This window comes from Neolewinella persica DSM 23188 (assembly GCF_000373105.1).
Lineage (GTDB): Bacteria > Bacteroidota > Bacteroidia > Chitinophagales > Saprospiraceae > Neolewinella > Neolewinella persica.
In genome coordinates this window covers 1-23,231 of record NZ_KB890441.1, presented here as the reverse complement: position 1 = coordinate 23,231, position 23,231 = coordinate 1, and the positions used below count along the sequence as shown (strand labels likewise).

At 54.6% G+C, this 23,231-nt stretch carries 15 protein-coding genes; 7 read left to right on the top strand and 8 right to left on the bottom strand.

What is annotated here, in order from left to right; translation table 11 throughout:
• Positions 1-189 precede the first annotated feature (189 nt).
• The 6 genes from B036_RS0117470 to B036_RS0117445 form a co-directional block, all read right to left on the bottom strand.
• Complete coding sequence (locus B036_RS0117470; protein ID WP_020570026.1) at positions 190-1,410, bottom strand: glycosyltransferase family 4 protein; 1,221 nt, start codon at positions 1,408-1,410, stop codon at positions 190-192.
• 304 nt (positions 1,411-1,714) lie between these two features.
• Entirely contained in the window at positions 1,715-3,550 is a 1,836-nt protein-coding gene (locus tag B036_RS0117465) for a M1 family metallopeptidase (protein ID WP_020570025.1), read from the bottom strand.
• 182 nt (positions 3,551-3,732) lie between these two features.
• Positions 3,733-4,827, bottom strand: coding sequence for an ABC transporter substrate-binding protein (locus B036_RS0117460; RefSeq protein ID WP_020570024.1), 1,095 nt, complete (start codon positions 4,825-4,827; stop codon positions 3,733-3,735).
• Between the two features lie 45 nt (positions 4,828-4,872).
• Positions 4,873-6,732 (bottom strand): T9SS C-terminal target domain-containing protein, encoded by a 1,860-nt coding sequence (locus tag B036_RS0117455; protein ID WP_020570023.1) that lies wholly within the window; start codon positions 6,730-6,732, stop codon positions 4,873-4,875.
• A 156-nt stretch (positions 6,733-6,888) separates the two neighbouring features.
• On the bottom strand, positions 6,889-7,992 hold the full coding sequence (locus B036_RS0117450; RefSeq protein ID WP_020570022.1) for a glycosyltransferase: 1,104 nt from the start codon (positions 7,990-7,992) through the stop codon (positions 6,889-6,891).
• A 300-nt stretch (positions 7,993-8,292) separates the two neighbouring features.
• Positions 8,293-8,781 carry a hypothetical protein gene (locus tag B036_RS0117445; protein ID WP_020570021.1) on the bottom strand — a complete coding sequence of 163 codons (489 nt, stop codon included), beginning with the start codon at positions 8,779-8,781 and terminating at the stop codon, positions 8,293-8,295.
• 246 nt (positions 8,782-9,027) lie between these two features.
• Between B036_RS0117445 and B036_RS32285 the strand changes: the two genes are divergently transcribed.
• From B036_RS32285 to B036_RS0117410, 6 genes are all read left to right on the top strand, one after another.
• Positions 9,028-10,383, top strand: coding sequence for a TlpA family protein disulfide reductase (locus B036_RS32285; protein WP_020570020.1), 1,356 nt, complete (start codon positions 9,028-9,030; stop codon positions 10,381-10,383).
• Positions 10,384-10,473: 90 nt separating this feature from the next.
• Complete coding sequence (gene lspA, locus B036_RS0117435) at positions 10,474-11,040, top strand: signal peptidase II (protein ID WP_020570019.1); 567 nt, start codon at positions 10,474-10,476, stop codon at positions 11,038-11,040.
• A gap of 15 nt (positions 11,041-11,055) precedes the next feature.
• On the top strand, positions 11,056-13,281 hold the full coding sequence (locus B036_RS0117430; RefSeq protein WP_020570018.1) for a T9SS C-terminal target domain-containing protein: 2,226 nt from the start codon (positions 11,056-11,058) through the stop codon (positions 13,279-13,281).
• A 133-nt stretch (positions 13,282-13,414) separates the two neighbouring features.
• Positions 13,415-15,940, top strand: a complete 2,526-nt coding sequence (locus B036_RS0117425) for a TonB-dependent receptor (RefSeq protein WP_020570017.1) — start codon at positions 13,415-13,417, stop codon at positions 15,938-15,940.
• Positions 15,941-16,173: 233 nt separating this feature from the next.
• Positions 16,174-16,815, top strand: a complete 642-nt coding sequence (queE, locus tag B036_RS0117415; protein ID WP_020570016.1) for a 7-carboxy-7-deazaguanine synthase — start codon at positions 16,174-16,176, stop codon at positions 16,813-16,815.
• Between the two features lie 228 nt (positions 16,816-17,043).
• Entirely contained in the window at positions 17,044-18,813 is a 1,770-nt protein-coding gene (locus B036_RS0117410; protein WP_020570015.1) for a sodium:solute symporter family protein, read from the top strand.
• 58 nt (positions 18,814-18,871) lie between these two features.
• Here B036_RS0117410 and treF read toward each other — a convergent pair whose 3' ends face one another.
• Positions 18,872-20,485, bottom strand: a complete 1,614-nt coding sequence (gene treF / locus B036_RS0117405) for an alpha,alpha-trehalase TreF (protein WP_020570014.1) — start codon at positions 20,483-20,485, stop codon at positions 18,872-18,874.
• A 314-nt stretch (positions 20,486-20,799) separates the two neighbouring features.
• Between treF and B036_RS0117400 the strand changes: the two genes are divergently transcribed.
• Entirely contained in the window at positions 20,800-22,008 is a 1,209-nt protein-coding gene (locus B036_RS0117400) for an amidohydrolase family protein (protein ID WP_245557484.1), read from the top strand.
• A 221-nt stretch (positions 22,009-22,229) separates the two neighbouring features.
• On the opposite strand, the gene B036_RS0117395 is transcribed toward B036_RS0117400, so the two are convergent.
• On the bottom strand, positions 22,230-22,826 hold the full coding sequence (locus B036_RS0117395) for a hypothetical protein (protein ID WP_020570012.1): 597 nt from the start codon (positions 22,824-22,826) through the stop codon (positions 22,230-22,232).
• Between the last annotated feature and the right edge of the window lie 405 nt (positions 22,827-23,231).

Sequence of the window (23,231 nt, the reverse complement as noted above, 5' to 3'; positions counted from 1 at the left end):
CCCATCGGGCAGACTTTTCCGTTTTCGCTCCTTGGTCGTAAATGGGAAGGCATCCGCCGGGTGGGAAAATCTGCCGTTCGACAAATTATTGGGGCCGGGCAAAGCCAGACCAAGGTTTACCTGACGGCTACAGGTTGGAAGCAGAAGCGAGATAAAATGGTATGGTCAATGAAGGTTGGTTGCGTCGGCTTACTCCGAAAGTACCGCCGCGTCCATCAGCTTATGGTAGCGCTGCAACAGCCGCTCTGCCAATACGCGCCGATCGTATTTCTTATGGAACCGGGTCGCAGCAGCGCGGCCGATCCGTTCCAGTTTACGGCCACGACTCAGGCAATCTGCGATGGCGTCGACGAATTGCTCCGGGGTGTCAGCTACGAACAGGTCCCGCCGGTGCTTGGCAGAGATACCTTCCAGGCCAATGGAACTTGAAATAACCACCCGGCCTAACGACATCGCTTCAAGAATCTTTGCCCGCATACCGCCGCCACTAAGCAATGGTACGATGCTGATGCTGTGTGCAGAAACAAAGCTACAACTACACGGTACTTCACCGTGGATGACGACATTCTTCATCCGCAGTTGCTTTAAGTATTCCGGCATATTTCGACCGGCCACGTGGAATTTCAGTTCAGGGAACCGTCGGTGAATCTCCGGCCAGACGTCGTTGAGGAACCATTGTAGCCCTTCCAGGTTCGGCAGCCAATCAAGCGAACCGATGAAATGGAGGTCGGGTGACTCGCGAAAACTGTCATAAGTGGGTTCGCCACAAACGGTATCCAGCCCGATGGGCAGTACGTGGCTGTCGCCCCGAAAGCCCATGGCCTGGAATCTTTTTTCGTCGCGCGAAGTAATCGGAAGCAGCAGGTCGTATTGATTTAGCTGCGCTTGCTCGTAATCCTTTAGTTGGCGGGTGAGGTGACGGAGATACCAACGTTTGGGTGCAAAGCGAATGTTCGTGCTGCAGCGTTCCCAAATTTCATGCTCTACGTTATGAGACCGCATGATCACCTGGGCATCACTATACCTACGAATGGTGGTCAGGTAAGGGGAGAGGTACAAAGTCTCCAGCTGGACAACGTCAAAGGTTGCCTCCTTAAGCCAGGCAGCCAATGCTATATGGTAGGCTTGCTGGTCGAAACGGCTAATGTGATAGGAAGTACCGCGTACCAGGTTGCCTAAAGCATCAATCGGGCTGATCCCATTATTGATACTAACCGTACGAACCTCGCGATAATGGGCCATTTTCTCTGGCAACTCCGTGCCGCTGAAAAAATGCTTGCTGGTGTTCATCGCCAACAGACTAACCTCGCATCCCAGTTCGCTAAGGCTCTTACTCAGTCCGTGGATGGCCTGGCTCTCACCGTCTTTCAGTGGGTAGGGAAACTTCTTGGTCAGTAGTAGAATCTTCATGCAGGGATGGCAAAAGTGGTCTCTCAAAACGCTTGGTTAGGGCGTACTCTCATGGTATTGATACGGTGGGTTGGCAAAACGTTGCCTTAGTGAGTGGGAGAATTAGTGAGTCACTGAGTGGCTACCGCAAGTACCGTTCGCAGCGCTACGCTTGCTCACCTCGGTGAACAAGCGTAGCAAACAAAGTAAGTGGTAACAGCGGTAGCCACTTAGTGACTCAACTCATTAACTCAATGGTGAGCACCCGAAGGGCAGCGAACGGCAATAGCGGAGCTACTCAGTGACTCTCTCATTCACTAACTCACTACTCTTCCCACTTATTATTCTCCACATTATTCTCAAACATCCGCCCCGTAGGATTCAGCTCAACGGATTTAATGTCTGCTTTAGCAACATCAATGGTAAATTCATAAGTAGGGTTGGTCCACGGCCAATCAGCCATCACGGTCCATTTTTTGGCGTAGGCGGGTTGAGGTTTGGTCCCCCGCAGAATACGCGGAGCAGTATAGAACCAACGCTCGTCGCCGTTTTTGAGGGTAACCAGCACCTCTACCGGCATTGGCATCCGGCCAATTTTCTCAAGCGTAACCTTCGATTGTTTCTTCTCAGCGTCTACGCTTTTCACGGCATAATCAGCGTAATCGGTCATGTACACCCAGTACTCCTTATACCAATCAAGTTCCATGCCGGAAGTTTTCTCTGCCACCCGGATAAAGTCGTTGGGGTTCGGATGCTTATACGCCCATTCGTTGAAGTAGCGGTGCAGCGTACGCTTGTGCGCTTCTTCCCCAATTATATAACGCAGTTGCTCCTGGAAAACGGCACCATTGGTGTAAGCAGCTACGCCGTAGGCAGCATTGGTCGCAAAGTGATCAGAGTGGACAGAAATTGCTTCCTGCCGGCCAGAAGTACGGAAGGCACGCAGCCCCGCATAAGTCCGCGCATGTGGGTTGTCTTGCACGTCTCCGCCGATAAGGCCTTTCTTACGCAAGTGATTCATTACTTCTGAGCTTGCCCAACTGGTGAAACCTTCATCCATCCAGGAATACAGGCTTTCGTTGGTCCCCATAAGGTGCTGGTACCAGCTGTGCATCAGTTCGTGGACGGATACGCCCACCAGGCTGGGAAAGCTCCGCTCTCCGGTAATCAGGGTAGCCATCGGGTATTCCATACCACCATCACCCCCCTGGATAAAGCTGTACTGTTCGTAGGGGTAATGACCGTAGTGTTCGTTGATAAAAGCGAAAGCCTCATCCATCACCACCGGCAAATTCTGCCAGTTAGTAGTAGTTTTCTCTCCGGGCTGGAAGAAGAAATGCATCGTCATACCGTCGGCACGCTTCAAGCTGGTGTGGCGGTAGTTTGGATCAGCTGCCCAAACGAAGTCGCCCACTTTCGGTGCCTTGAAGTGGTAGGTAATCTTCTTACCGCGCTTAGCCGGTTCTGCGGCGTAGCCGTAACCAATTTCTTCTGCGTTCTGGAGATAGCCGGTGCCACCAATCACGTAATTCCGGTCGATGGTAATCTTCACGTCAAAGTCACTCCAAACGTGGTAGAATTCCCGCCCGACGTAAGGATTAGCGTGCCAGCCCTGGTAATCGTATTCAGCCATCTTAGGGTACCACTGGGCCATGCTGTACTCAACACCTTCTTTGTTGTCCCGGCCACTTCGGCGGATCTGGAGCGGCACCTGGGCCTCCCAATCCAGTTGGAAGGTGGTCGTGGCACCAGGAAGGATCGGCTTGGCCAGATTTACTTCCATTATGGTACCCTCCACCACATAGGCTTGAGGCGTACCGTCGCGCAGCAACGCCCCAGGCTTGATGTAACCGATTTCTTTATCCGTTAATTTACTGATCCGATCGCCCACCCGGCGGTCTGCGTCGGGCAGTGTAAGGTTACGCACGTCCATCATACTTCCTGGCTGAAAAGCATTGAAGTACAAGTGGTAAAACACCTTGGTAAGTGTATCGGGAGAATTATTATAGTACTTCAAGGTCTGTTTGCCTTCGTACTGGTCCTTGTTGACGTTCATGTCAATCTCCATCGTGTATTCCGCCCGCTGTTGCCAACGATCGGGCTGGGCGATGAGGGAAGCGAAAGAGAAAAGGAAAAGAGAGAAAAGGAGGGAGAAACGCATATTGGTCAATTGGTTCGTTGGTCTTGTGGACTATTGGTTAGTTGATGTAATAACAGGTGGCCAGTTGGCCTTTTGTTCGGTTGTTAGGGCAACGATAACGTTTTGGTGCGGCCGCAGGTGCAAAAATAGTTTATAGTAAGTAGTACTGTACTACGAACTAACTACTGCGGACTATAAACTACCTACTCCGCTGCTGCTGCAGCCGCCGCGTTAATAATTCCCCACGCCGCCGGCAAACTCCGGTCAATGTCTTCTCCGCTAACCTTAAGGCCGATCTGGTCGGGGAAGCCGTAGAGGTAGGAATTAGCCTCAGCAAATGTTTGACAGGGAAACTCAAACCAGTTGTTGGTGAGCATCTCCTGGATTTCCCGTTGAAAAAGAAAATCGATCAGCCGGGCAGCCATGGCCCGGTTATTCGTGTTGGCGGGCATAGTGACGCAGGTCATGTTATAAAAATTAATGTCGGTAGCCTGGGTTCTGGGGAACTTGACCCGCCATTGCTCGGCCGCTTTGAAGTGGGTGGGGTTACCGTTAAGGAACCAACGTACCGCAGCGCCAAGGCTGACAAAGGCCATATCGAGTTCGCCGGCGAGCATCCGATCCAATTGGTCGTAGTCGTTGCCCTGCGGGCCACCGGTAGACTTGGCGTAGATCGCTTTGCCCCACAACTCTGCTGCGCCAGGGTTGATGTTGGTATATAAACCAGCCACTACACCTGCCAGCCCGGAGCTGTCGGGGTGCGCAATACCAAAGCGCATGCCTCGGGTAGTCGCTTCAAGAATCCCCCGGTAGCTGGAGGCTTCGGCGGCCGTCACGGCATTAGGGTTGAAGACGGAGGCCATCGTCCAGCGCGTCAGGCCGGCCCAGTAGCCTTCGTTATCGAGGTAGCGATCTGCCACGTCGCCATTGGTAAAGGATTCAACGAAGAAGGGTTGCAAAGCCCCGAAACCCTTTAGGCGAGCGGCGTCTTCCAACGTCGGTACCAGTAGTACGTCGGCCTGTAGCTGCTTACCCGCTACTGCGTCGGCTACGATGTCGCGCATCGGGCGGACAATGACGTCCACCTTTACCGAATATTTGTTTTGGAAGGCATTGATGACCTCTGCGTCCTGAGACAGGTAGCGCCAGGTCATTAACCGGACGGGTGTGGCCTTGGTATTGAGGTCACCGGGGCCGGCCTGTGGGCCGGCGGTACGGGCGGGCTTTTTACCGTCGCCGCAGGCGACGAAAACCAGCACCAGACACAAGGCCAGCAGGGAAAAGAAGGTATGTTTCATGGTTTTCTTTTTTGGGAAGGGGCAAAGGTAGGGTTTCGGGGCGTGTTATCGCACCAACACCACCACTCCCGAATACCGTTCCACCACCCCGTCCAGAAAAACGACCTCCGCCACGTAGGTATAAGTCCCTGGCGGAGCCGCCTCAGTATCTACCTGTCCGTCCCAACCCTGGCCCACTGCGTTGGGGGCCAGATCAATGCCTTCAAAAACCTGCCCACCCCAGCGGTCGAAGACCCGCAAGCTGGCCAGGGCCGTAACGTTGGGCGTTGCGGCGAAGAGCGTAAAACGATCGTTGACGCCATCGCCATTAGGGGAAAAGGCAGTAGGTGGGTAAACCAGACGGTCTTTTACCACAATGATGCGCAGCGAGTCTTCGCTTTCGCAGCCGGCGGGGGAGATCGCCAATAGTTTCAGCAGGGTATTTTCAGCGGGGAAGAAGGTAACACCTTCACAATCGGTGGTGCAATTGACCAGGTCTGCGGGAGTATAGACGTAGGACATTATGTCGTCGCCCGTCCCTGCGTTCAGACGGACCGATTCGCCGAGGCTAACTACCTGGTCAGGGCCCAATTCGATTTGGAACGGGTTTGGCGTCATCAGCCTTACATCACCGGAGGCGGTGCAGCCATACCGGTCGACCACCCGGTATCGGTACGCCCCCTCGCTCAGTCCGGGCAAAACGGCGCCAATGGTCCGGCTTAAGCTGTCCAGAAAATAGCCAAAGGGAGCTACCCCGTTAGTAACGTCCAGCAATTGAATACTCCCATCGTTCAGGTAGGAACAACTGGGGTCGATGAGGTCAAAAGTTGGTACGATGCCTGGGTCAGGCACCACCGTCAGCCGGAGGGTAACGATGCTGTCACAGCCCAGGGAAGAGATCAGGGTGTCCAGCGAAACGCCGGTATTGGAGTACGTCGAGGAACCTACCGCAAAGGTCAGCCCCGTACAAATGGTATCGATGATCTCATAGCGTTTCGGCACTACATAAACGGTCTTTATGTTGGAGACCACCCGGCATTTGGTGTTGGCCAGGTTCACGTCTCCATTGGCCAGCAAGTAGCGGTAGAAGTAAAAACCACTCGACCGGCCGGTATGGTCAAAGGTCATGCCGTTTTCCCCCGACAGGTCCTGCCAGGTCATCCCGTCGTCGAAGCTTTGTTGCCACTGCAGGGCCGGATTGTCGTACTGATCGCCATTGATCTCGGCGGTGAGCGTTGCCGGGCCACCGTCTTCACAAACACTGAGCGTTTCTGCGCCGGCAATGCGGGCCTCCGGCCCGCAGGCCCGGAAAGAGATGTTGTCGATCGCCAGGTCATTACCGTTCCCCCCCGGAGCATTATTGCTCAAGGCCAGCAATACAGAAGTTTGTCCGGGGTCCGTAGTAAAGGTAAAGCCATAAGTATTCCAGGTCTGTGTTTCTCCAATGGGTCCGCTGGTAAAACGGGTAATGCCATCGATGGAAAAACTGACGTTGGGCATCAGACCATTATTACCCCTTCGGAGAATATTCCTCACGTCCGCCGTGAATTGATATAAAGTATTTTCGCAAAGATCATCCACCTGCTGTTCGTAGAATTTTCCCGGAGCAAAGGCTGCGTTGACCACCATCATGTAACCGTTAGGGTCCGGGCTGTTATCGGCGAAGGCATCCCAGCCACCAAAAGTGTTGGGCCATCGGCGCATATCATTGGTGATGGTATAGAAGCCATCATTTGGTGGTGGGGTTCGCTGGTAAATAAACCCAGGTGCGATGAGTGGGTCAACGGTGACAATATTAGCAGCTCCGCTACCAAAATCCCCGGCAGTGAAGATGTTCTCCCCCAGGTTACCGGTACAGGTTTGGGAGGCAATAGGTAGAGACAACAGCAGGGCAAATGCTGCCAGAAGTGTAAGGCGGAGGTTCATGGGGTAAAATTCGGGTGCTAAGTTACTTCACGACGGTGAGGGGGGAGCAAAACATTAACATCACAATGTCTAAAAGGTGTGGGGGACGACTTTTTACGACGAATGGTACGCCTGGCCAAATATCGTTTTCATCGGCTACAGGGTGAGAAAACAGTTTTACTGTCCCCTCCCCTTCCACCCCGCCTTCACGCCCAGCAGCGCCGCTGTCCCTACCGCAACCAGGTAGAAAGGGTAAAGCAAGGCCACGGCGAAATACCACCTCAATAGGTGCCCTTGCCCGTAGTACCGGGTTACGCTGCGCAACAATAGGTAGTCAACAATAATTTTGGTACCGAAGAGAAGGAGGACCAGGCGCGGCCGCAGGTGCAGGGGAGAGATAAAAATAGCCAGGAGGATGGCCAGCGAGGTTAAATAAGCCAGTGCCTGCCCAAATTTTAGTCCGGGGTGAACATAGCTGCCCGCCTTCCCCGCCCAACGTAACCGCTGTCGCCAAAATGCCCGGTAGCCCGCAACTACCCGGGTACGGACCGGTACCCGACCGGGCACCCAGGAAGACCGAAAACCAGCCTGATTAAATTTATGTAGCAGAAGCACATCATCTCCCGAAGGCAAATGATCGACCCCGGCGTATCCACCAGCCTCCATAAATCGCTGCCGCCGGAAGGCCAAACACGCTCCGTTGGCCAGCCCCGGCGCTCCGCCGGCGACCATCGCCGCCGTATACAATTGATAGCCAGCCAGATCAAGGGCCTGAAAAGCATGCAACAGTCCATCTCCGCCACCGATCAGTACCGGGCCCAGTACAACATCCGTCGTTGGCGTAAACGCCCCGGCTACCCGGGTAAGAAGATCGGGGGGGAGCTGGCAATCTGCGTCGGTCGTTAATATCAATTCTGCCTTTGACAGGCCAATGGCGTAGGCCAGCGCCTCCTTTTTGTGAGCCACTACCGTGCGGCCAGCTAAGTGATCGGCCAGAGAAAGCAGGCGAACCTTTAGCCTGCCTGGCTCCTTTAACGCTTCCTCTGCACCTGCGGCCCCGCCTTCTGCTGAAAAAGCAGGTAGCCCCGACGAGGCTTTAGTGGATACCGGGACGCCGCCCAACTCCAGTGGCAACAACGCAGCCAGCACCTCCACCCCTGCGTCCTCCGAATGGTCGTCGATGAAGACCACTTCAAACGCTTCCACCGGGTAGTCCTGTGCCTGCAATGACCTGAGCAAAGCCGGCAGGTTCTTTGCCTCATTCCGGAAGGGGATGAGCACCGCAATGGAAGGAATGGACTTGCTTTTTTCTACTGGATTTATGCCAATGGCCTTACGCCAATACCAGTAATTACGACCCTGCCAACCAACATAAGCCAGCGCCAGGGCGATACAGGGATACAGTAGCCAACCTTCGATGAGGGAGAATTTTGAAAGTTAAAACGGACAGTCCCTAACTATCCCCCACCTCGTGGAAAGGTATTGGGACAAGGCTGCCACGTTGAATTCGAGTGTCAGCTTCGACAGGCGAAGAGGATAACTTTTGTCCTTTACGTCAGTTCCAGCGCTTTGGGAGAGGGGCTACTCAAACAACTCATCATACTCCGTATCTCCCTTATCCCTGCGCAACTGGGGTTCCGGTGCCGGAGGCAGTTCTTCATAATCGATGTCGAGGTCCATCGGCTCTTCCGGAACCTCTTCAAAGTCGGCCCATTCTCCATTGCGACGTACGTCCGCTTCCGTAGCCTTTTCTTTAAGCTTCTTTTTGAACAATGCCATGCCTAACAAGTAAGCAGAGACCAAAGGATAAAGTACCAGACTTAATACACCAAAAGCAAGACCCAGGAGCCAATTGCGCTGAAAAAGCCGCTTAAGGCTGCCAACGTAGCCCAGGAAGACCTTGTGGTCAACGATCAGCGAGGCAATAAAAATAAAAGGCCCTGCCCACCAGAGTATACTGAAAAACACCCCAGCCAGTTTAAAGAGGGCGTACAGAATAATCAGGCCGACGATGAAGCCACCAATACCGCCGAGCGGAGAACGATCAAAAGGAGAGCGGGGACTGGACATGTAATTGTTGATTGGTGATGATTAATTATTGATTGATGATTCTTGATTGCTAAATACTGAATCCTAAACACTGATACCTGAACACTGACATCTGCATACTTAAACCTATCGCAGCCGCCATCGGTTGTTTATATCGGCAAGATACCCGTTGAAAAATCGGCCAACGGCCCCGTTTTATCGCTCTACGGCTCCTTCATGACTATAATTTGGCTAACCAGACCGCCTCAATTTCGTAATTTTGTGCTAATGAAATATCTATCCATCCTCCTTTCTTTATTGTTTTCGCTTTCCATTTCCGGCCAGCAGACCAACATCGTCGTAGAAGCTAACGGTTGTCAGGCCGTCTACCTTTACGCCTTTAACGGTATTGACTTCGACGTCGTGAAGCCGCTAACGTCCACCAAAACCGGTGAGTGGGCTACGGAAATAGCCGTCCCTGACGGCCCCGTTTTTCGCTACATCGGTAGCCGGACCAGTGACGTTCTTCCAGTAGTTGTCGGGGGAGCGGATACGCTGACCATCACCGGCACCTGCGGCCAGTTCAAACAGGCGAAGACGCCAAACTCGGAGATCAATGAAGCCTACCAGGAGTTGAAACTAACCTTTCAGGCTCATAATCGTGACTTTAGCAACGGTATGCGCACGTACCAGGCCGCCGCTGCCAAGCAGGACAGCAAAATTATGGAGCAGCAACTTGCCGCCCTCGCTAACCTGGACGAAAGAAAGCGAACGCTGATTGAGAAGACCACCGCGGCCTATCCCGTCCTCGGAAAAGTAGCTACCCTCAATACCTACCTGACGTTCCTCAACGAGAACAATGGTAAGTACCAGACGGAACTGGATTACTTCGTGAATACCTACTTTCAATTTGTCAATTTTCAGGACGCTGGTTACGGAGACCTGCCCTGGACCTATGAAGGCAACCGCAACTTCGCCAACACGCTGGCAGCAGCCGTCAATAATGAACAGCTTGCCGACATCCTGATGGCAGTGTACAACCAGTGGCCGGAAGGTAGCCGCGCACGGTTGTTTGCCATGACGGGCGGCTTCGCCGCCCTCTCCCAGAAGAAGCACCCCGCCACCGTCAAACTGGCCGACGCCATCGTTGAGCAGTTCAAAGCTGACCATCCAAAAGTTACTGCGAAGGTAGCTGCTCAGGCAGCCACCATGCGCACTTTCTCTACGGGTGTGGAAGCCCCGCTTTTTGCCGGCCCTAACCCTGAGGGGGAAACCATCAGCCTGGAAAGCCTGCGTGGCAAAGTAGTCTTGCTGGACTTCTGGGCCAGCTGGTGCGGCCCCTGCCGCCGGGAGAACCCCAACGTGGTTAAACTGTACGATAAGTATAAAGAAAAAGGCTTTGAGATCCTTGGTGTCAGCCTCGATAAAACCAAGGACCGCTGGGTGAAAGCCATTGCCGATGATAAACTTACCTGGTTACACATCTCCGACCTCAAGGGCTGGCAGAGCGAGTATGGCCGCCTTTATGGCGTTTCCAGTATTCCACAAACGGTGTTGCTCGACGAAGAAGGAAAAATCATCGCTCGTAACCTGCGTGGAGCCGCGCTGGAACAAAAACTCGCCGATATTTTCTCCGTAAAGTAAACAGCATAATGGGCAACCAACTCGTTTCCCATCTGCAAACCGGTTTAAAGCCATTCCACGCCTCCGGCGATCTAGTAATAATTTCCACGAATGAAAGATTTTAAGTCACGACTAATTGCCGTAGGAACCGCAGTGGCCCTTACTGTTGGTCTCGATCAATGGACCAAACAGCTCGCCATCGAGCACTTGAAAGGCGAACCGCCGATTTACTACTTTGGTGACCTTTTCAATCTGACTTTTGCCACCAACACCGGTGCCTTTCTCTCCCTGGGAGAAGACCTCGGGCCCTGGCTGAAGCCAATTCTGCTCAATGCGCTACCCGCCCTGCTGCTCGTCGGTTTACTGGTTTTTATTTTCCGGGAGCGCAAACTTAACGGCTGGCAAACGGTAGCGCTGGCACTCATCGTTGGTGGAGGATTAAGTAACATCATTGATCGTTTGATTCACGGCCACGTAGTTGATATGCTCCACATTCAGCTGACGGACAAACTCCAAACGGGTATATTCAACGTAGCCGACATGGCCATTATGGCGGGGATGTTTATCATGCTCCCTTTCGTTTTCCGGAAAGAAAAGGAAGAAACTGAAGAAGGCCTTCCGGAAATGCCCACCGAAAATGCCGTTCCCGACCTGGGAGACGAAGGCGTTAGGGTATAGTTTAGTCTCAATGAAATGCGTGTAGTCCTCCCTTTTTGTACCCTTATTCTTGCGTTAGCGTCGACCACGCTTACCGCCCAGGCTCGCCAGGCGGAACACTGGCATTTTGGGCAAGAGCTGGCCGTCAGTTTTGCTTCCGGTTCTCCGGTACTTAATCCACCTTCGGCCATGGACGGCTTCGAAGGTGTCGTTTCGATGAGTGACACTTCCGGCAATCTACTGTTCTACACCAATGGTGGTGGACGGGTCAGCCCGGCAGGAACGGATCCGGACCTGATACAAAATACAGGTATCATCTGGAATCGTAACCATGAAGTTATGTATGACATGCGTGGCCTCGAAGGTGGTGGTTTCAGTGCCCGTCAAAGTGCCATTGCCATGCCCGCCCCTTCTGGTGAACGAGGAATTTATTACCTCTTCACGATGGAAGAGACCGAATTTAACCGCGACAGTATTGTAGCCAGCCAGCCCCTGGGGCGGGGACTCTCCTACTTTATTATTGATATGAATCTGAACGGAGGCCTCGGTGGCGTACGTACCGCCGATCAGCGCGTCTACGTTCCTGCCTACGAAGCCCTCGACGCAACACCAATGGCCGATGGCACGGGCTACTGGATCATTTGCCACAATGCCAACAGCATCAATCCACTGTTCGTCGTCGTTCCCCTTACCTCCACCGGCGTTGGTCCTCCCGTTGAATATCCTACCCGGCCAGTAGGCGGAAAATTAGAATTCTCCCCGGATGGCAGTATGCTTTTTCACCGGGGAATCCTTTTTGCTTTCGACAACGCCACTGGAGCCATCGGGGCCGAACTGGCTGAGTTTCCCGGCGTCACCGCCCAGGCAGCTTGTTTTACCCCCGACAGCCGGTTCCTTTACGCCACCGAAGACCGGCCGGTTCTTGGAGAGATCATCGTCCGGTACGACCTCAGCAACTTCACGACCCAGGCCATCGAAAGGTTACGCACTGCCACTGATCGTATTGTGATTGCCACCGCGCCGTTCCAAATCGGCCCCAACGGCAATATTTATTTTATCGAACAGACCCTCTTTCCGGACAATCAAGAACGATCGCTTTACGGCCTTAGTGAGATCAATTGTGTATCCAGCCCCGAACCGTCCGTTAATCGGTACCTCGTACCGTTCGAGCAGAACGGCCCCACCCCGTTTCAGCCCCAGACATTACCAAACTACGTGGATGCCATTTTTGCCATTCCTCCCGTGCCCGACACCATACGCTTGACACCAGACACCGTTTATGGCTGTGATACCTCACCCCTTACCCTGCGCCCAAGAGAGACAGGCCTGACCTACAGTTGGTCAGACGGTAGCAGGGCCGACACCCTGTCAGTTTCCGCAGCCGGTACTTACTGCGTCACCATCACCCAGGAATGTTCGCCGGTGATCGAATGCTGGGAGGTGCGTTACGAAAGTACGGCTACGAACCCTACGCTTACGGGATCAGAAGACCGGGGCTGTGAAGGCGTTTACTGTTTGGCAGACCTGGGGATAACCCTCAACGTGGAAGAAGTCATTGTCGTCATTTCCCGACCGAACCCGGTCGGCAGCCCAATTCCGGTTTTCCTGGATACTTTCCCCGACGGGATGGTCGCTTTCCCTAAGCCAAAAGAAGGACAGACCCTATCCTTTCTCATCCAGACCATCAACTGTGGCCCGATCATCCTCCGGCCCGCCTTTGATTTCCCCGAAGATGATCGTTTCCTCCCCGAATTTCTGCCCGTAACAGATCAGGATCCATGTAATGGCCGGGATTTCACCCTAGAGATCATCAACCCGGGTAGTCTCGCGATAGAAAGTGTACGCTGGGAAGATGGCAACACGGATAATCCACGGACCCTTACCGCCGAATTTGGGACTACCTATCCGGTAACCGTAACCAACGAATGTGGAGACTCCACCCTGCTGGTGTACGATGGCTTGGACATCGCCGAATTTTGTGAATGCGAAGGTCGGGTTCCTGAATTGATCACGCCAAATGGTGACGGTACCAACGAAAAGTTTCGTCTCTTCAGTAATTGCCCTGCGGAGAGCTATACCCTCATCATCTTCAACCGTTGGGGGCAGCAGGTTTTCACCAGCACCAACCAGGAAGAAGCGTGGGACGGCACCATTAACGGCACCTACCAGAATACGGACACCTACCTGTACCGGATGGCCTTCCGGTTCCCGGGGTCGGAAAAAGTGGAGGTTCGGGAGGGGCAGTTTTCTTTGATTCGCTGACCCTTCAAGGGTGAGGGGCTGTGCCCCGAAAGAAGGTGGTTTTCTCGGGGCACAGCCCCTCGCCCTTAGTTTAATATCAGCGATATTTGCAGTACCTTTTTAAATTTCAACCCCAACCAGGAAAGCTTCCCCCTTGCGTTTCATCCTTATTTATCTCCTGTTTTCCTCCCTGTCATGGCTCGCTGCTCAGGACACCCTTCGCATCGTTGACGAGGCCGGTGCTCCCCTGCCCTACGCCGTCGTCACATTGCTGCCCGATTCCACTTACCTCGGTAGGACGAACGATTTTGGACACCTTGCCTTACCGCCAAAGCTTCCACTAAATGCCGTAATCAGGGTTGACTACGTGGGTTATGGAGCATCTTCGAAGAGTCTTCGTCAGTTAGCAAGGGAGGGCTATGTTTTTTGGATGGATGGCGGGCAAACAGTGTTGGATATGCCGACGGTAGTGGGGCGGCGAAATGAAATTGCCGCAGAATTACCGTATCAAATTGAGACCGTTAACCAAGCCGATATTACCCGGACGCAGAGCCTCACTACAGCCGATGCCCTGGCGAATCTTAGTGGGGTTTACGTGCAGAAATCACAGTTTGGCGGCGGCAGCCCGGTGGTACGGGGCTTTGAGGCCAACCGGGTATTGCTGGTGGTGGACGGCGTCCGGATGAACAACGCCATTTTCAGGAATGGCCATTTGCAAAACACCATAACCGTTGATCCCCTGGCGCTGGACCGGTTGGAGTTGATCTACGGTGCCGGAGCCTTGGCTTATGGCAGCGATGCGCTGGGCGGAGTCGTACATTTTCGGACGCAGGAGCCCATGTTTAAGGTGGGACGGCAGGGAAATCAGGCGGGAACGCAGGATGCAAAGTGGGAGGGACAAGGAGCCATCAACTATGGCACTGCCGCCCACAGCTTCGCTCAAAGCGTCCGGTTGGCGTACAGCGCGGAGAACTTCGCTTCCCTCACCCTGCTCTCCACGACCTTCACCTCGCACCTGCGCGCCGGCGCCCAAAGAAGCGATCGCTTTGCCGACTTCGGCCTGCGTGAGGAATACGTGGAACGCCAAAACGGCGTCGATGTCGTGGTTCCTAACGACGCCCCCAACCAACAAATCGGCACCGCGTACAACCAGTACAACCTACTGCAGAAGTTCCGCTTCCGCCTAAAAGACCGATTGGAACTATCCGCCAACTTTCAACTCTCCACCACTTCTGACATCCCCCGCTACGACGCCCTGATCGAACGCCGTGCCGGCCAGTTGCGCTGGGCCCGCTGGGACTATGGTCCCCAAACCCGGGCACTGGCCGCCCTGCGCCTCGACGATCGCCGACCGACGGCCCTATATGATCTGGCGAGCTATCTGCTCTCTTATCAATTTGTAGCTGAAGACCGCATTCAACGCCTTTTCGGTGACCCTCAGGCTCAGCATGACCTGGTCGACGTTCACGCCACCAACCTGCAGGCGGACTTTACCAAATCACTGGGCAACACCACTCTGCGCTACGGCTTCGACCTCCGATACGATGCCGTGACCTCCGTGGCCTACCTTCAGAACATCGACGATGGAAGCAGGGACTTCTCCGGCATCAGCACCCGCTACCCCAGTCAGGGCTCCGGGCTGGCCTCCGGCGGAGCCTACGCAGAAGCCACCTACCCACTGAGTCGGGAATGGAAGCTGCGCGGTGGCCTTCGCTACAGCCGGCAACGGCTCAATGCCCGCTTCGGCACCGATGACCCCATCGCCTGGCCCCAGGCTTACCTGGACGGCATCAAAAATACGGAGGGTGCCACCACCGCTGCCCTCGGCCTTATCCACAAGTCCGGTCCCCACCATTGGCGAGCGCTGTTTGCTCAAGGCTTTCGCGCACCCAACATCGACGATTTTGCCAAATTCCGGGAGAACAACGGCTTCATCCAGGTTCCCAACCCAGAGTTGCAGCCCGAACGGTCCAACACCCTCGAAACAGGGTATCGTTTCCGGGCTATTAACAACCGCCTTGAACTTGGGCTGACGGCCTACCACAGTTGGTTGAACCAAGCCATCATCCGGCAAAACGGTACTTTGCCTAACGGCCAAACCTCCTTCGTCAGCCGTGGAGAGACGCTTTTTGCCCAGACCAACGTCAACGCCGAAAGCGCCCGCATCTACGGTTTAGATCTTGACGCCCGGATAACCATCGGCCGGGGCTGGCGACTCACCTCTGCCTTCCACTATCTACGTGGGCGACGGGACCAGCTGGCGCCCGATGGCTCCATACTAGACCTGCCCCAGGACCACATCCCACCACCTTACGGCCAAACGGCCCTGGGCTGGGCCAGGGAACGTTGGAACCTCAGTTGCCGTGTGCGCTATCAGCTGGCCAAAGCCCCGGAAGATTACGCCGTAGGTGCCATATTCGGTAGTGCCGACGATGGGTTCGAATTTGATCGACTCGGCACAGCCGACAATCTCGAACTTACGCCCCTAAAACAAGACATCACCTTCGCCGGCAGCCTTGCGTGGTGGACCATCAACCTCTACGCAGCCTACGACCTGAACGACCACTGGAGCCTCCGCCTGAAGGGGGAGAACCTGCTGGATCGGCACTACCGTACTTTCGCCAGTGGCGTTTCTTCAGCAGGCATTGACCTTGGTTTTGGGGTAACGGCCAAGTGGTAACTGGCGGTATTATGGGTAGGGGGATAACCATTAAGGCATTAAGGCTGCTTCGCAGTGTTGGCCATTAGGGGTCTTAAGACGGGAGTGCTCGCTTCGCTCATGGGTGGGGCAGAAGTTTCCGGTAAAATTATCGCCAGCGAGAAGGGGGCAAGCTACGCCCCCGCCTACTATCTAACGCAGGGTCATCTCCCATCTTGCCGTTTCCGTATCTTCGCGCTCCCGAAACCGTCAATATGACCAAGGAACGTACCTATAAAGTCAAGGAAGCATTTTACACCCTCCAGGGCGAAGGCGCCCAGGCAGGTCGGGCCGCCGTATTCTTACGTTTTACGGGCTGTAACCTCTGGAGTGGCCGGGAAGAAGACCGGCATGATGCCGTGTGTAAATTTTGCGATACTGATTTTATCGGCACCGACGGCAAAAATGGTGGGCGCTACACGCGGGTACAGTGTGCAGACCTGGTGCAAAGTTTGTGGCCGGGCGGTGGTAAACCCTACGTGGTTTGTACCGGAGGAGAGCCCCTCCTTCAACTCGACGAACCGCTGATCGGGGAACTACAACATCGCGGCTTTGAGGTAGCGGTAGAGACCAACGGAACAATTCCCGTCCCGGGAAGCATCGACTGGGTCTGCGTCAGTCCAAAGGCCAATGCAGACCTGGTGGTCACCAAAGGTGATGAACTAAAACTGGTATTCCCACAATCCGAGCCGCAGGCACATCCGCAATTATTCGTTGGGCTTGATTTTGCCCATTTCTTCCTGCAGCCTAAAGACGAGGCTGGAAAGGACAATACGCCGGCTACGGTGGCTTACTGTATGGCGCATCCGCAGTGGCGGGTTAGTTTGCAAACACACAAGATCATGAACATAGATTAAGCTTTGAGCTTCGCCCGAAGCTTAATCTATGTTCATGATCTGGTAGTCTGGTAGTCTACCGCAAATAGGTGTTCGCTTCGCTCGTTACCCTCCCTGTATTCATTCCCATTTTGCCCTACGAGCGTAACGGGCTGTCTTATGCGGTGGACTACAAGACCACAAGGCTATCAGACTACAAGACTATTTTCCTACCTTAACCCCTACTACACACCACTCATTTAAAGATTCATGCAACTCGAAAATCTAGACTGGGGCATTATTGCCTTATTTTTCCTGGTATCTCTGGGTATTGGCTTGTACGCTAGCCGTTCCAGTGGAGATTCCACCAAAGAATTTTTCCTCTCTGGCAGAAATATGCCCTGGTGGCTATTGGGGGTATCCATGGTCGCTACGACCTTTTCAGCGGATACGCCAAACCTGGTGACGGACATTGTCCGCAAAAATGGTGTGGCCGGCAACTGGGCCTGGTGGGCGTTTCTGCTGACGGGCATGCTAACCGTATTTGTCTACGCCCGCCTTTGGCGGCGCTCTGGGGTAATGACCGACCTTGAATTCTACGAGATGCGCTACAGCGGTAAACCTGCTCGCTTCCTTCGGCAATTCAGAGCGATTTACCTCGGGGTCTTTTTCAACGTCATGATCATGGCCACCGTTTGTCTGGCGGGCATCAAGATTGCGGGCATTTTGCTGGGTTTGGATCCCATAACAACGGTTTTACTGGTATCGGTAGTCACCGTAGCTTATTCTGCCATTGGCGGATTTAAAGGGGTGGTCATCACGGACTTCGTACAGTTTTCATTCGCGATGATTGGCGCCGTCTGGGCAGCAATATACATCTTGAACCTGCCGGAAATCGGAGGTCTAGATGCATTATTTGCCCACGCCAACGTGGCCGACAAGCTGGACCTCGTGCCTTCTTTCGATAACCCCGAAGTATACGTTCCGCTCTTCGTCGTACCGATTGCAGTGCAGTGGTGGAGTGTTTGGTACCCCGGGGCAGAACCCGGGGGTGGTGGTTATATCGCTCAGCGTATGCTTGCCGCCAAGAACGAAAAGCACGCAGTGGGCGCCACGCTTCTGTTCAACGTTTTTCATTACGCCCTTCGGCCCTGGCCCTGGATTCTCATTGCCCTGGCGTCCCTGGTTGTATTTCCGGACTTAGCAAGTATTCAGGCAGCCTTCCCTGGCGTAGACCCAAGCGTCGTTAACGATGACCTGGCCTACCCGGCTATGCTCAGCTACCTTCCCAAAGGGCTGATGGGCCTGGTCATCGCCTCGCTGATCGCGGCGCTGATGTCTACCCTCTCTACGCACCTCAATTGGGGGAGCAGCTATGTGGTTCACGATTGGTACCAGCGGTTCATCAAGCCCGAGGCTTCTGAGAAAGAACTGGTCAGCATTGGCCGGATTTCCACCGTGCTGCTCATGGTCTTCGCTGCCATCCTGGCCCTCGCCCTGTCCAATGCGTTACAGGCCTTCAACATCCTGCTCCAGATCGGTGCGGGTACTGGCCTCATCTTTATCCTGCGTTGGTTCTGGTGGCGGATCAATGCATACACAGAGATTGCCGGCATGTTCCTCTCCTTTGCGGTAGCACTCTTCCTCGAATTCGGCTACGAGCCACTCGGTTTCCCGGAACTGCTGGACTACCAGAAGCTCCTTCTCGGCATCAGCATTACCACCATTGGCTGGTTAACCGTAACCTTCATGACACCGCCGACGGATGCCGCTACCCTGGAGACCTTTTTCCGTAAAATCCACCCTTCCGGGCCAGGCTGGGCACCCGTAGCTGCAGCCATCCCTGCAGATGCAGTCGTAGCGCAAGATCAGCACCTTACCCTGCGCATCGGGGCCGTATTCATCGGTGCCATCGCCGTTTACTCAATCCTTTTCGCTACTGGTTTCTACCTCTATGGTAACCTGCTGGCTACGCTGACATCAGTAGGTATCGCGCTAGCGGGTGTTGGGTTCCTGTGGGGGAACCGCAGTAAATTGTAGTTTAGAGAATGGGGGAATGAGAGAATGCTTGAATTCTCCCATTCCCTCCTCCTTTAACTCAATTCTCCGCAGCCATACGGAGATAAACCCCGTTGCTCCACCCAAAGCCATCCTGCACCGGGTACTCTCCCCCACCCGCTTCGAGGGTAATATCTTCGACGTTGTACTTCTCCACCATCTTGTTTACGTTGGCGTAGACGCGCTCGTTATTTTCCATCCACCGCTTACGGATCTGGGCGGCAACGGAATTTTCGTTGTAGTTTTTCAGGCCTTGATAAGTCATCCACTGTAGCGGTGGCCAGCCGTTGGGGGCGTCCCATTGCTGGTCGGTATCGACCAGGCTGGTGCGGACACCGCCGGGGGCCAGGAATTTTTCGGCGATGACGTCGCCAACTGATGCGGCACGTCGTTTGTCCGTCAGGCCGACAAAAAGTGGATAGACACCGGCCAGGGTAAGGAAGTCGGTAAACTCCCCCGTCGTCCAGTTTCGGTCCTGGTAGAAACCAGCCTCCTCATCGTACAGGTATTTGTCCATCGCCACAGCGCGGGCATTAGCCGTCGCCATAAATCTTTTCTGTACCTCCATCTCGGAATGCTCAATAGAGATGATCCGTTCCAACTTCCACAGCAGGCTGTTCAGGTCCGGCGGAACGATGTCCGTGGTAACGATCGAGCTGATGTTCTTACCGTCAGCAAACCAGCGGGCGGAGTAATCCCAGCCCGATTCTGCGCCGGAGCGGAGGTGCCGGGCGACGGTTTGGCTGTCGCGACCACTCTCCCGGATAGCCATTACGTCTTCGCGATAAGACTCTGCTCTGGGGCGGTCTCCGGCGTCGTAGTAGCGGTTGAGTAAAGCGCCGTTGGGCATCCAAACAACGTGGTTTTTCGCGATTGTGTTGGGGCCAACTTCATCTTTCCCATTCATCCAAAATTCATGCTCGGCCAGCAATTGCGGCATAAACTCCTGGTAAACTTTTTTCCCTTCCATTTCTGCCAACACCTCTACCATCAAGGCAAAAAACGGTGGTTGCGAACGTGTCAGGTAATACGTCCGGTTGCCGTTCGGGATGTGGCCGACCTCTTTGATGAGATAGGCGAAGTTTTCCACCATATCCCGGACGAGTTCGCCCTTACCGGCAGTTTGCAGGCCGAGGAGGGTGAAGTAGCTGTCCCAGTAATACACCTCGCGGAAGCGGCCGCCGGGTACTACGTAGTCGTTTGGTAGCGGGAGGAGGCTTCCGGCGGCGCCTTCGTCAGCGCCGGCTTTGCGCGTCAGGATGGGCCACAGGGCGGTAATGTGTTCGGTGATGGAGCGGGTACCGTCGCTGGCCCAGCCGGAGGCGGGCTGCATGGGTGGGGCGAAGTACTTTTCCGTGAAGGCTTTCAGGTTGAAGCCCGGTTTATTCTTTTCGGCGGCAAAAGCGTTCATGATCTCCGTGGCGGAGGCTTTGGGCACCATGTCCACGAAGGTCTTGCCGTCGGCGAAGACGCGTTCCATTTGGATGCGGCGGAAGAGGTCACCGAATAATTCATCGGGGGCCTGGCGGTATTTGGCGGCTGTTTCGGAGGTGGGCGCGGGCGCAGGTACTGGGGGAGTTTCTGGAGCAGGGTCCTGGCGGCAGGCGGAGAATAGGCCCACCAGTAGGAGAACGGGGAGGAGGAGGTTTTTCATTTTTGTGCTTTTCGAGATAAGATGTCTGGTGCGGTGCGCTTGGGGCATTTTGCATTGGAGGCGCAATATAGGGGACAACTGTTTGAGGGGTACTTGGGTACGAAATGCGGATGACGTCTTCTTGCTAATTTATGGTTGCGGCTAATGGGGAGCGTACAGTTTTTCATAGTACTACTGATGGCGGGCCATAGATTAGTCAAAATAATGAGCTATCCGGCTAAAGCCGGAGCTACATGTAGCTCCGGCTTTAGCCGAGTTGCTCTTCGCCCGTCGTACCTTCACCCCCAACAGACTAACAGAACAAAAGACCAAAAGTGACCTACCACACCGCCCCCTGGATCTACCCCATCACCTCCCCCCCCATGAAAGACGGCATAGTCGCCATCGACGATAAGGGCAGAATAACGGCGGTGCTGGACCCTGCTTCTCCAACCTTCACTGCACCTGCGACCGCGCCCGAAAAACACGACGGTATCCTGATCCCGGGCTTTATCAACACCCACTGCCACCTGGAACTCAGCCACCTGGTGGGCAAAAGCCAAACGGGCAAGACGCTGCTGCCCTTCCTGATCGACGTGATCAGTATGCGGGAAACGGCCCAGGAAGCCATCGACGCCGCCATCGAAAAACACGACGCCTACATGTGGGAACAGGGCATCCAGGCGGTTGGCGACATTTGCAACAAACTGGATACTGCACCGGTAAAAAAGAAAAGTAACATCCGCTATTACAGCTTCGTGGAGATGTTTGACTTTATGCAGCCAGACCGTGCCGAGGCCAGCTACGACGGCTACAAAACGGTGTACGACGGCCAGTCGGGCGCGCTCGACGGCAACGCTAAAAGCGCCGTCCCGCACGCACCCTATACCGTCAGTAACCCGCTATACGAACACATCAACGCCCTGAACGACGGCAACGAAACGGTCTCCCTCCACAACCAGGAAACCATTGCCGAAGACCAGCTCTTCCTGACCGGCGATGGCGATTTCCTCCCCTTCTTCAAAGGCTTTGGCGCTACACTGGACCACTTCTCCCCCATCGGTAAAGGCTCCATTTTTCACGCGCTGGAACACATGGACCCGGCCAAACGCACCATCTTCGTCCATAATACCCTCACTACAGCGGAAGGCATCCGCACCGCCGAAGCCTGGGGCCAAAACGGCATTTTCTGGGCTACCTGCCCCAACGCCAACCTTTATATCGAAAACCGGCTGCCGCGCTACGACGTCTTCATAGCAGAGGGCGCGAAAATGACCGTTGGCACCGATAGCCTGACCTCCAACTGGCAGCTATCCATTCTGGAAGAACTGCGCACCATCAGCCGGTTCCAGAGCTATTTACCGTTCGAAACCCTTCTTACCTGGGCCACGATTAACGGCGCGGAGGCCCTTCAGTTTGATGATGAATTGGGGAGTTTGGAAGTGGGTAAGGCCCCGGGATTGCTGGCACTTACCGGGCTGGAAGGGCGTTCCCCGGAAGATTTTCGGATTGGGGCGGGGACGCGGGTGCAAAGGATCGTTTAGACGTCGCTGTGCGGACTCGCTGCGCTCCTATTACAGGGGTTGCAGTTTGCAGGGGTTGCAGTGTCGCTGCGCTCCGTTGCAGAGGCTCGCTTCGCTCGCGTTACAGGAGTCGCTCAACACGAGCGAAGCGAGCTACCTCATGCGGCAGCTGCAACCTGCAACGCGCCGTAGGCGCCTTGCAACAAGGAGCGAAGCGACTGGCCTGCAACGCGCCGCAGGCGCTACTCCTCAAACAACCGCCGCATCTTTACCTCCTCCATTACCTGAGCCAGGTCTTCCCTGCTGATTCGTTTTTCGAGGTAGAGACCCTGCACCATTCTGACCTGATCGTCGAGCGGGAGGAGTTCATCGATTTGTAGGAATCGTTCGCGCAGGTAACGGTCGCAGGCCACGCGCATGCTGGCGATGAATTCGTCGACGCTTTGTTCGTCTTCCGGGCGATAGTAGAAGGTAACATTGGAGTCACCGTAGAGGATTTTGAGGCGTTCCTGTTTAGCGAGTAGGAGCAGTGGATATAGTAAGGCCAGTCCAGCCAGCATGGCGGGCACATAAAACCACCAGGTGCCGCGGATGCCGGTCCAGAGGAGCCAAACGATCCAGAAAGCGAAGACGACGTTCAGGATTATGGCACCCAACAGAAAAGTCTTTCGCACGTCGAATCCACGCCCCTGCACCACGGCGTCGAAGTCGATTTCTTCCCAATCGATTTTATAGCCGTCGAATCGGCCAAGCGACTTTCGTTCCACCAGCAGGGCATTCGGTGTGATGCGAAACTTGCGGTGGTCTCGGCCTTTTTGTTGGTGAAGTTTCGCGGGCATATTGGTGTGGCTTGGTGTTCGCTGAATAACGTTGGAGACGGGTAGTTAAGTTGCTCCGTAGTGATAACGTTGTCAACTTCTCTTTTGCGGCGCGGACGCGGGTGCAAAGAATTGTTTAGGGTTCGCTGCGCTCACGTTGCAGGGTTTGCTGCGCTCACGTTGCAGGGTTCGCTGCGCTCACGTTGCAGAGTCGCTTCGCTCCGTTGCAGTTGTTGCAGAACTGGGTCGTGCTATGCTCATGCAACACTTGCAACCAGAGCGAAGCGACCCTGCAACGCCTGCAACCAGAGCGAAGCGACCCTGCAACGCCTGCAACCAGAGCGAAGCGACCCTGCAACGCCTGCAACCAGAGCAAAGCGACCCTGCAACACTTGCAACCAGAGCGAAGCGACCCTGCAACACTTG

Bases quoted from the DNA above. Each gene is read 5' to 3' on its own strand.
- B036_RS32285 (WP_020570020.1), top strand. From the start codon at position 9,028: ATGAAATATCTATCCATCCTCCTTTCTTTATTGTTTTCGCTTTCCATT.
- treF (WP_020570014.1), bottom strand. From the start codon at position 20,485: ATGAAAAACCTCCTCCTCCCCGTTCTCCTACTGGTGGGCCTATTCTCC.
- B036_RS0117445 (WP_020570021.1), bottom strand. From the start codon at position 8,781: ATGTCCAGTCCCCGCTCTCCTTTTGATCGTTCTCCGCTCGGCGGTATT.
- B036_RS0117470 (WP_020570026.1), bottom strand. From the start codon at position 1,410: ATGAAGATTCTACTACTGACCAAGAAGTTTCCCTACCCACTGAAAGAC.
- B036_RS0117395 (WP_020570012.1), bottom strand. From the start codon at position 22,826: ATGCCCGCGAAACTTCACCAACAAAAAGGCCGAGACCACCGCAAGTTT.
- queE (WP_020570016.1), top strand. From the start codon at position 16,174: ATGACCAAGGAACGTACCTATAAAGTCAAGGAAGCATTTTACACCCTC.
- B036_RS0117455 (WP_020570023.1), bottom strand. From the start codon at position 6,732: ATGAACCTCCGCCTTACACTTCTGGCAGCATTTGCCCTGCTGTTGTCT.
- B036_RS0117410 (WP_020570015.1), top strand. From the start codon at position 17,044: ATGCAACTCGAAAATCTAGACTGGGGCATTATTGCCTTATTTTTCCTG.
- B036_RS0117460 (WP_020570024.1), bottom strand. From the start codon at position 4,827: ATGAAACATACCTTCTTTTCCCTGCTGGCCTTGTGTCTGGTGCTGGTT.
- B036_RS0117465 (WP_020570025.1), bottom strand. From the start codon at position 3,550: ATGCGTTTCTCCCTCCTTTTCTCTCTTTTCCTTTTCTCTTTCGCTTCC.
- lspA (WP_020570019.1), top strand. From the start codon at position 10,474: ATGAAAGATTTTAAGTCACGACTAATTGCCGTAGGAACCGCAGTGGCC.
- B036_RS0117430 (WP_020570018.1), top strand. From the start codon at position 11,056: ATGCGTGTAGTCCTCCCTTTTTGTACCCTTATTCTTGCGTTAGCGTCG.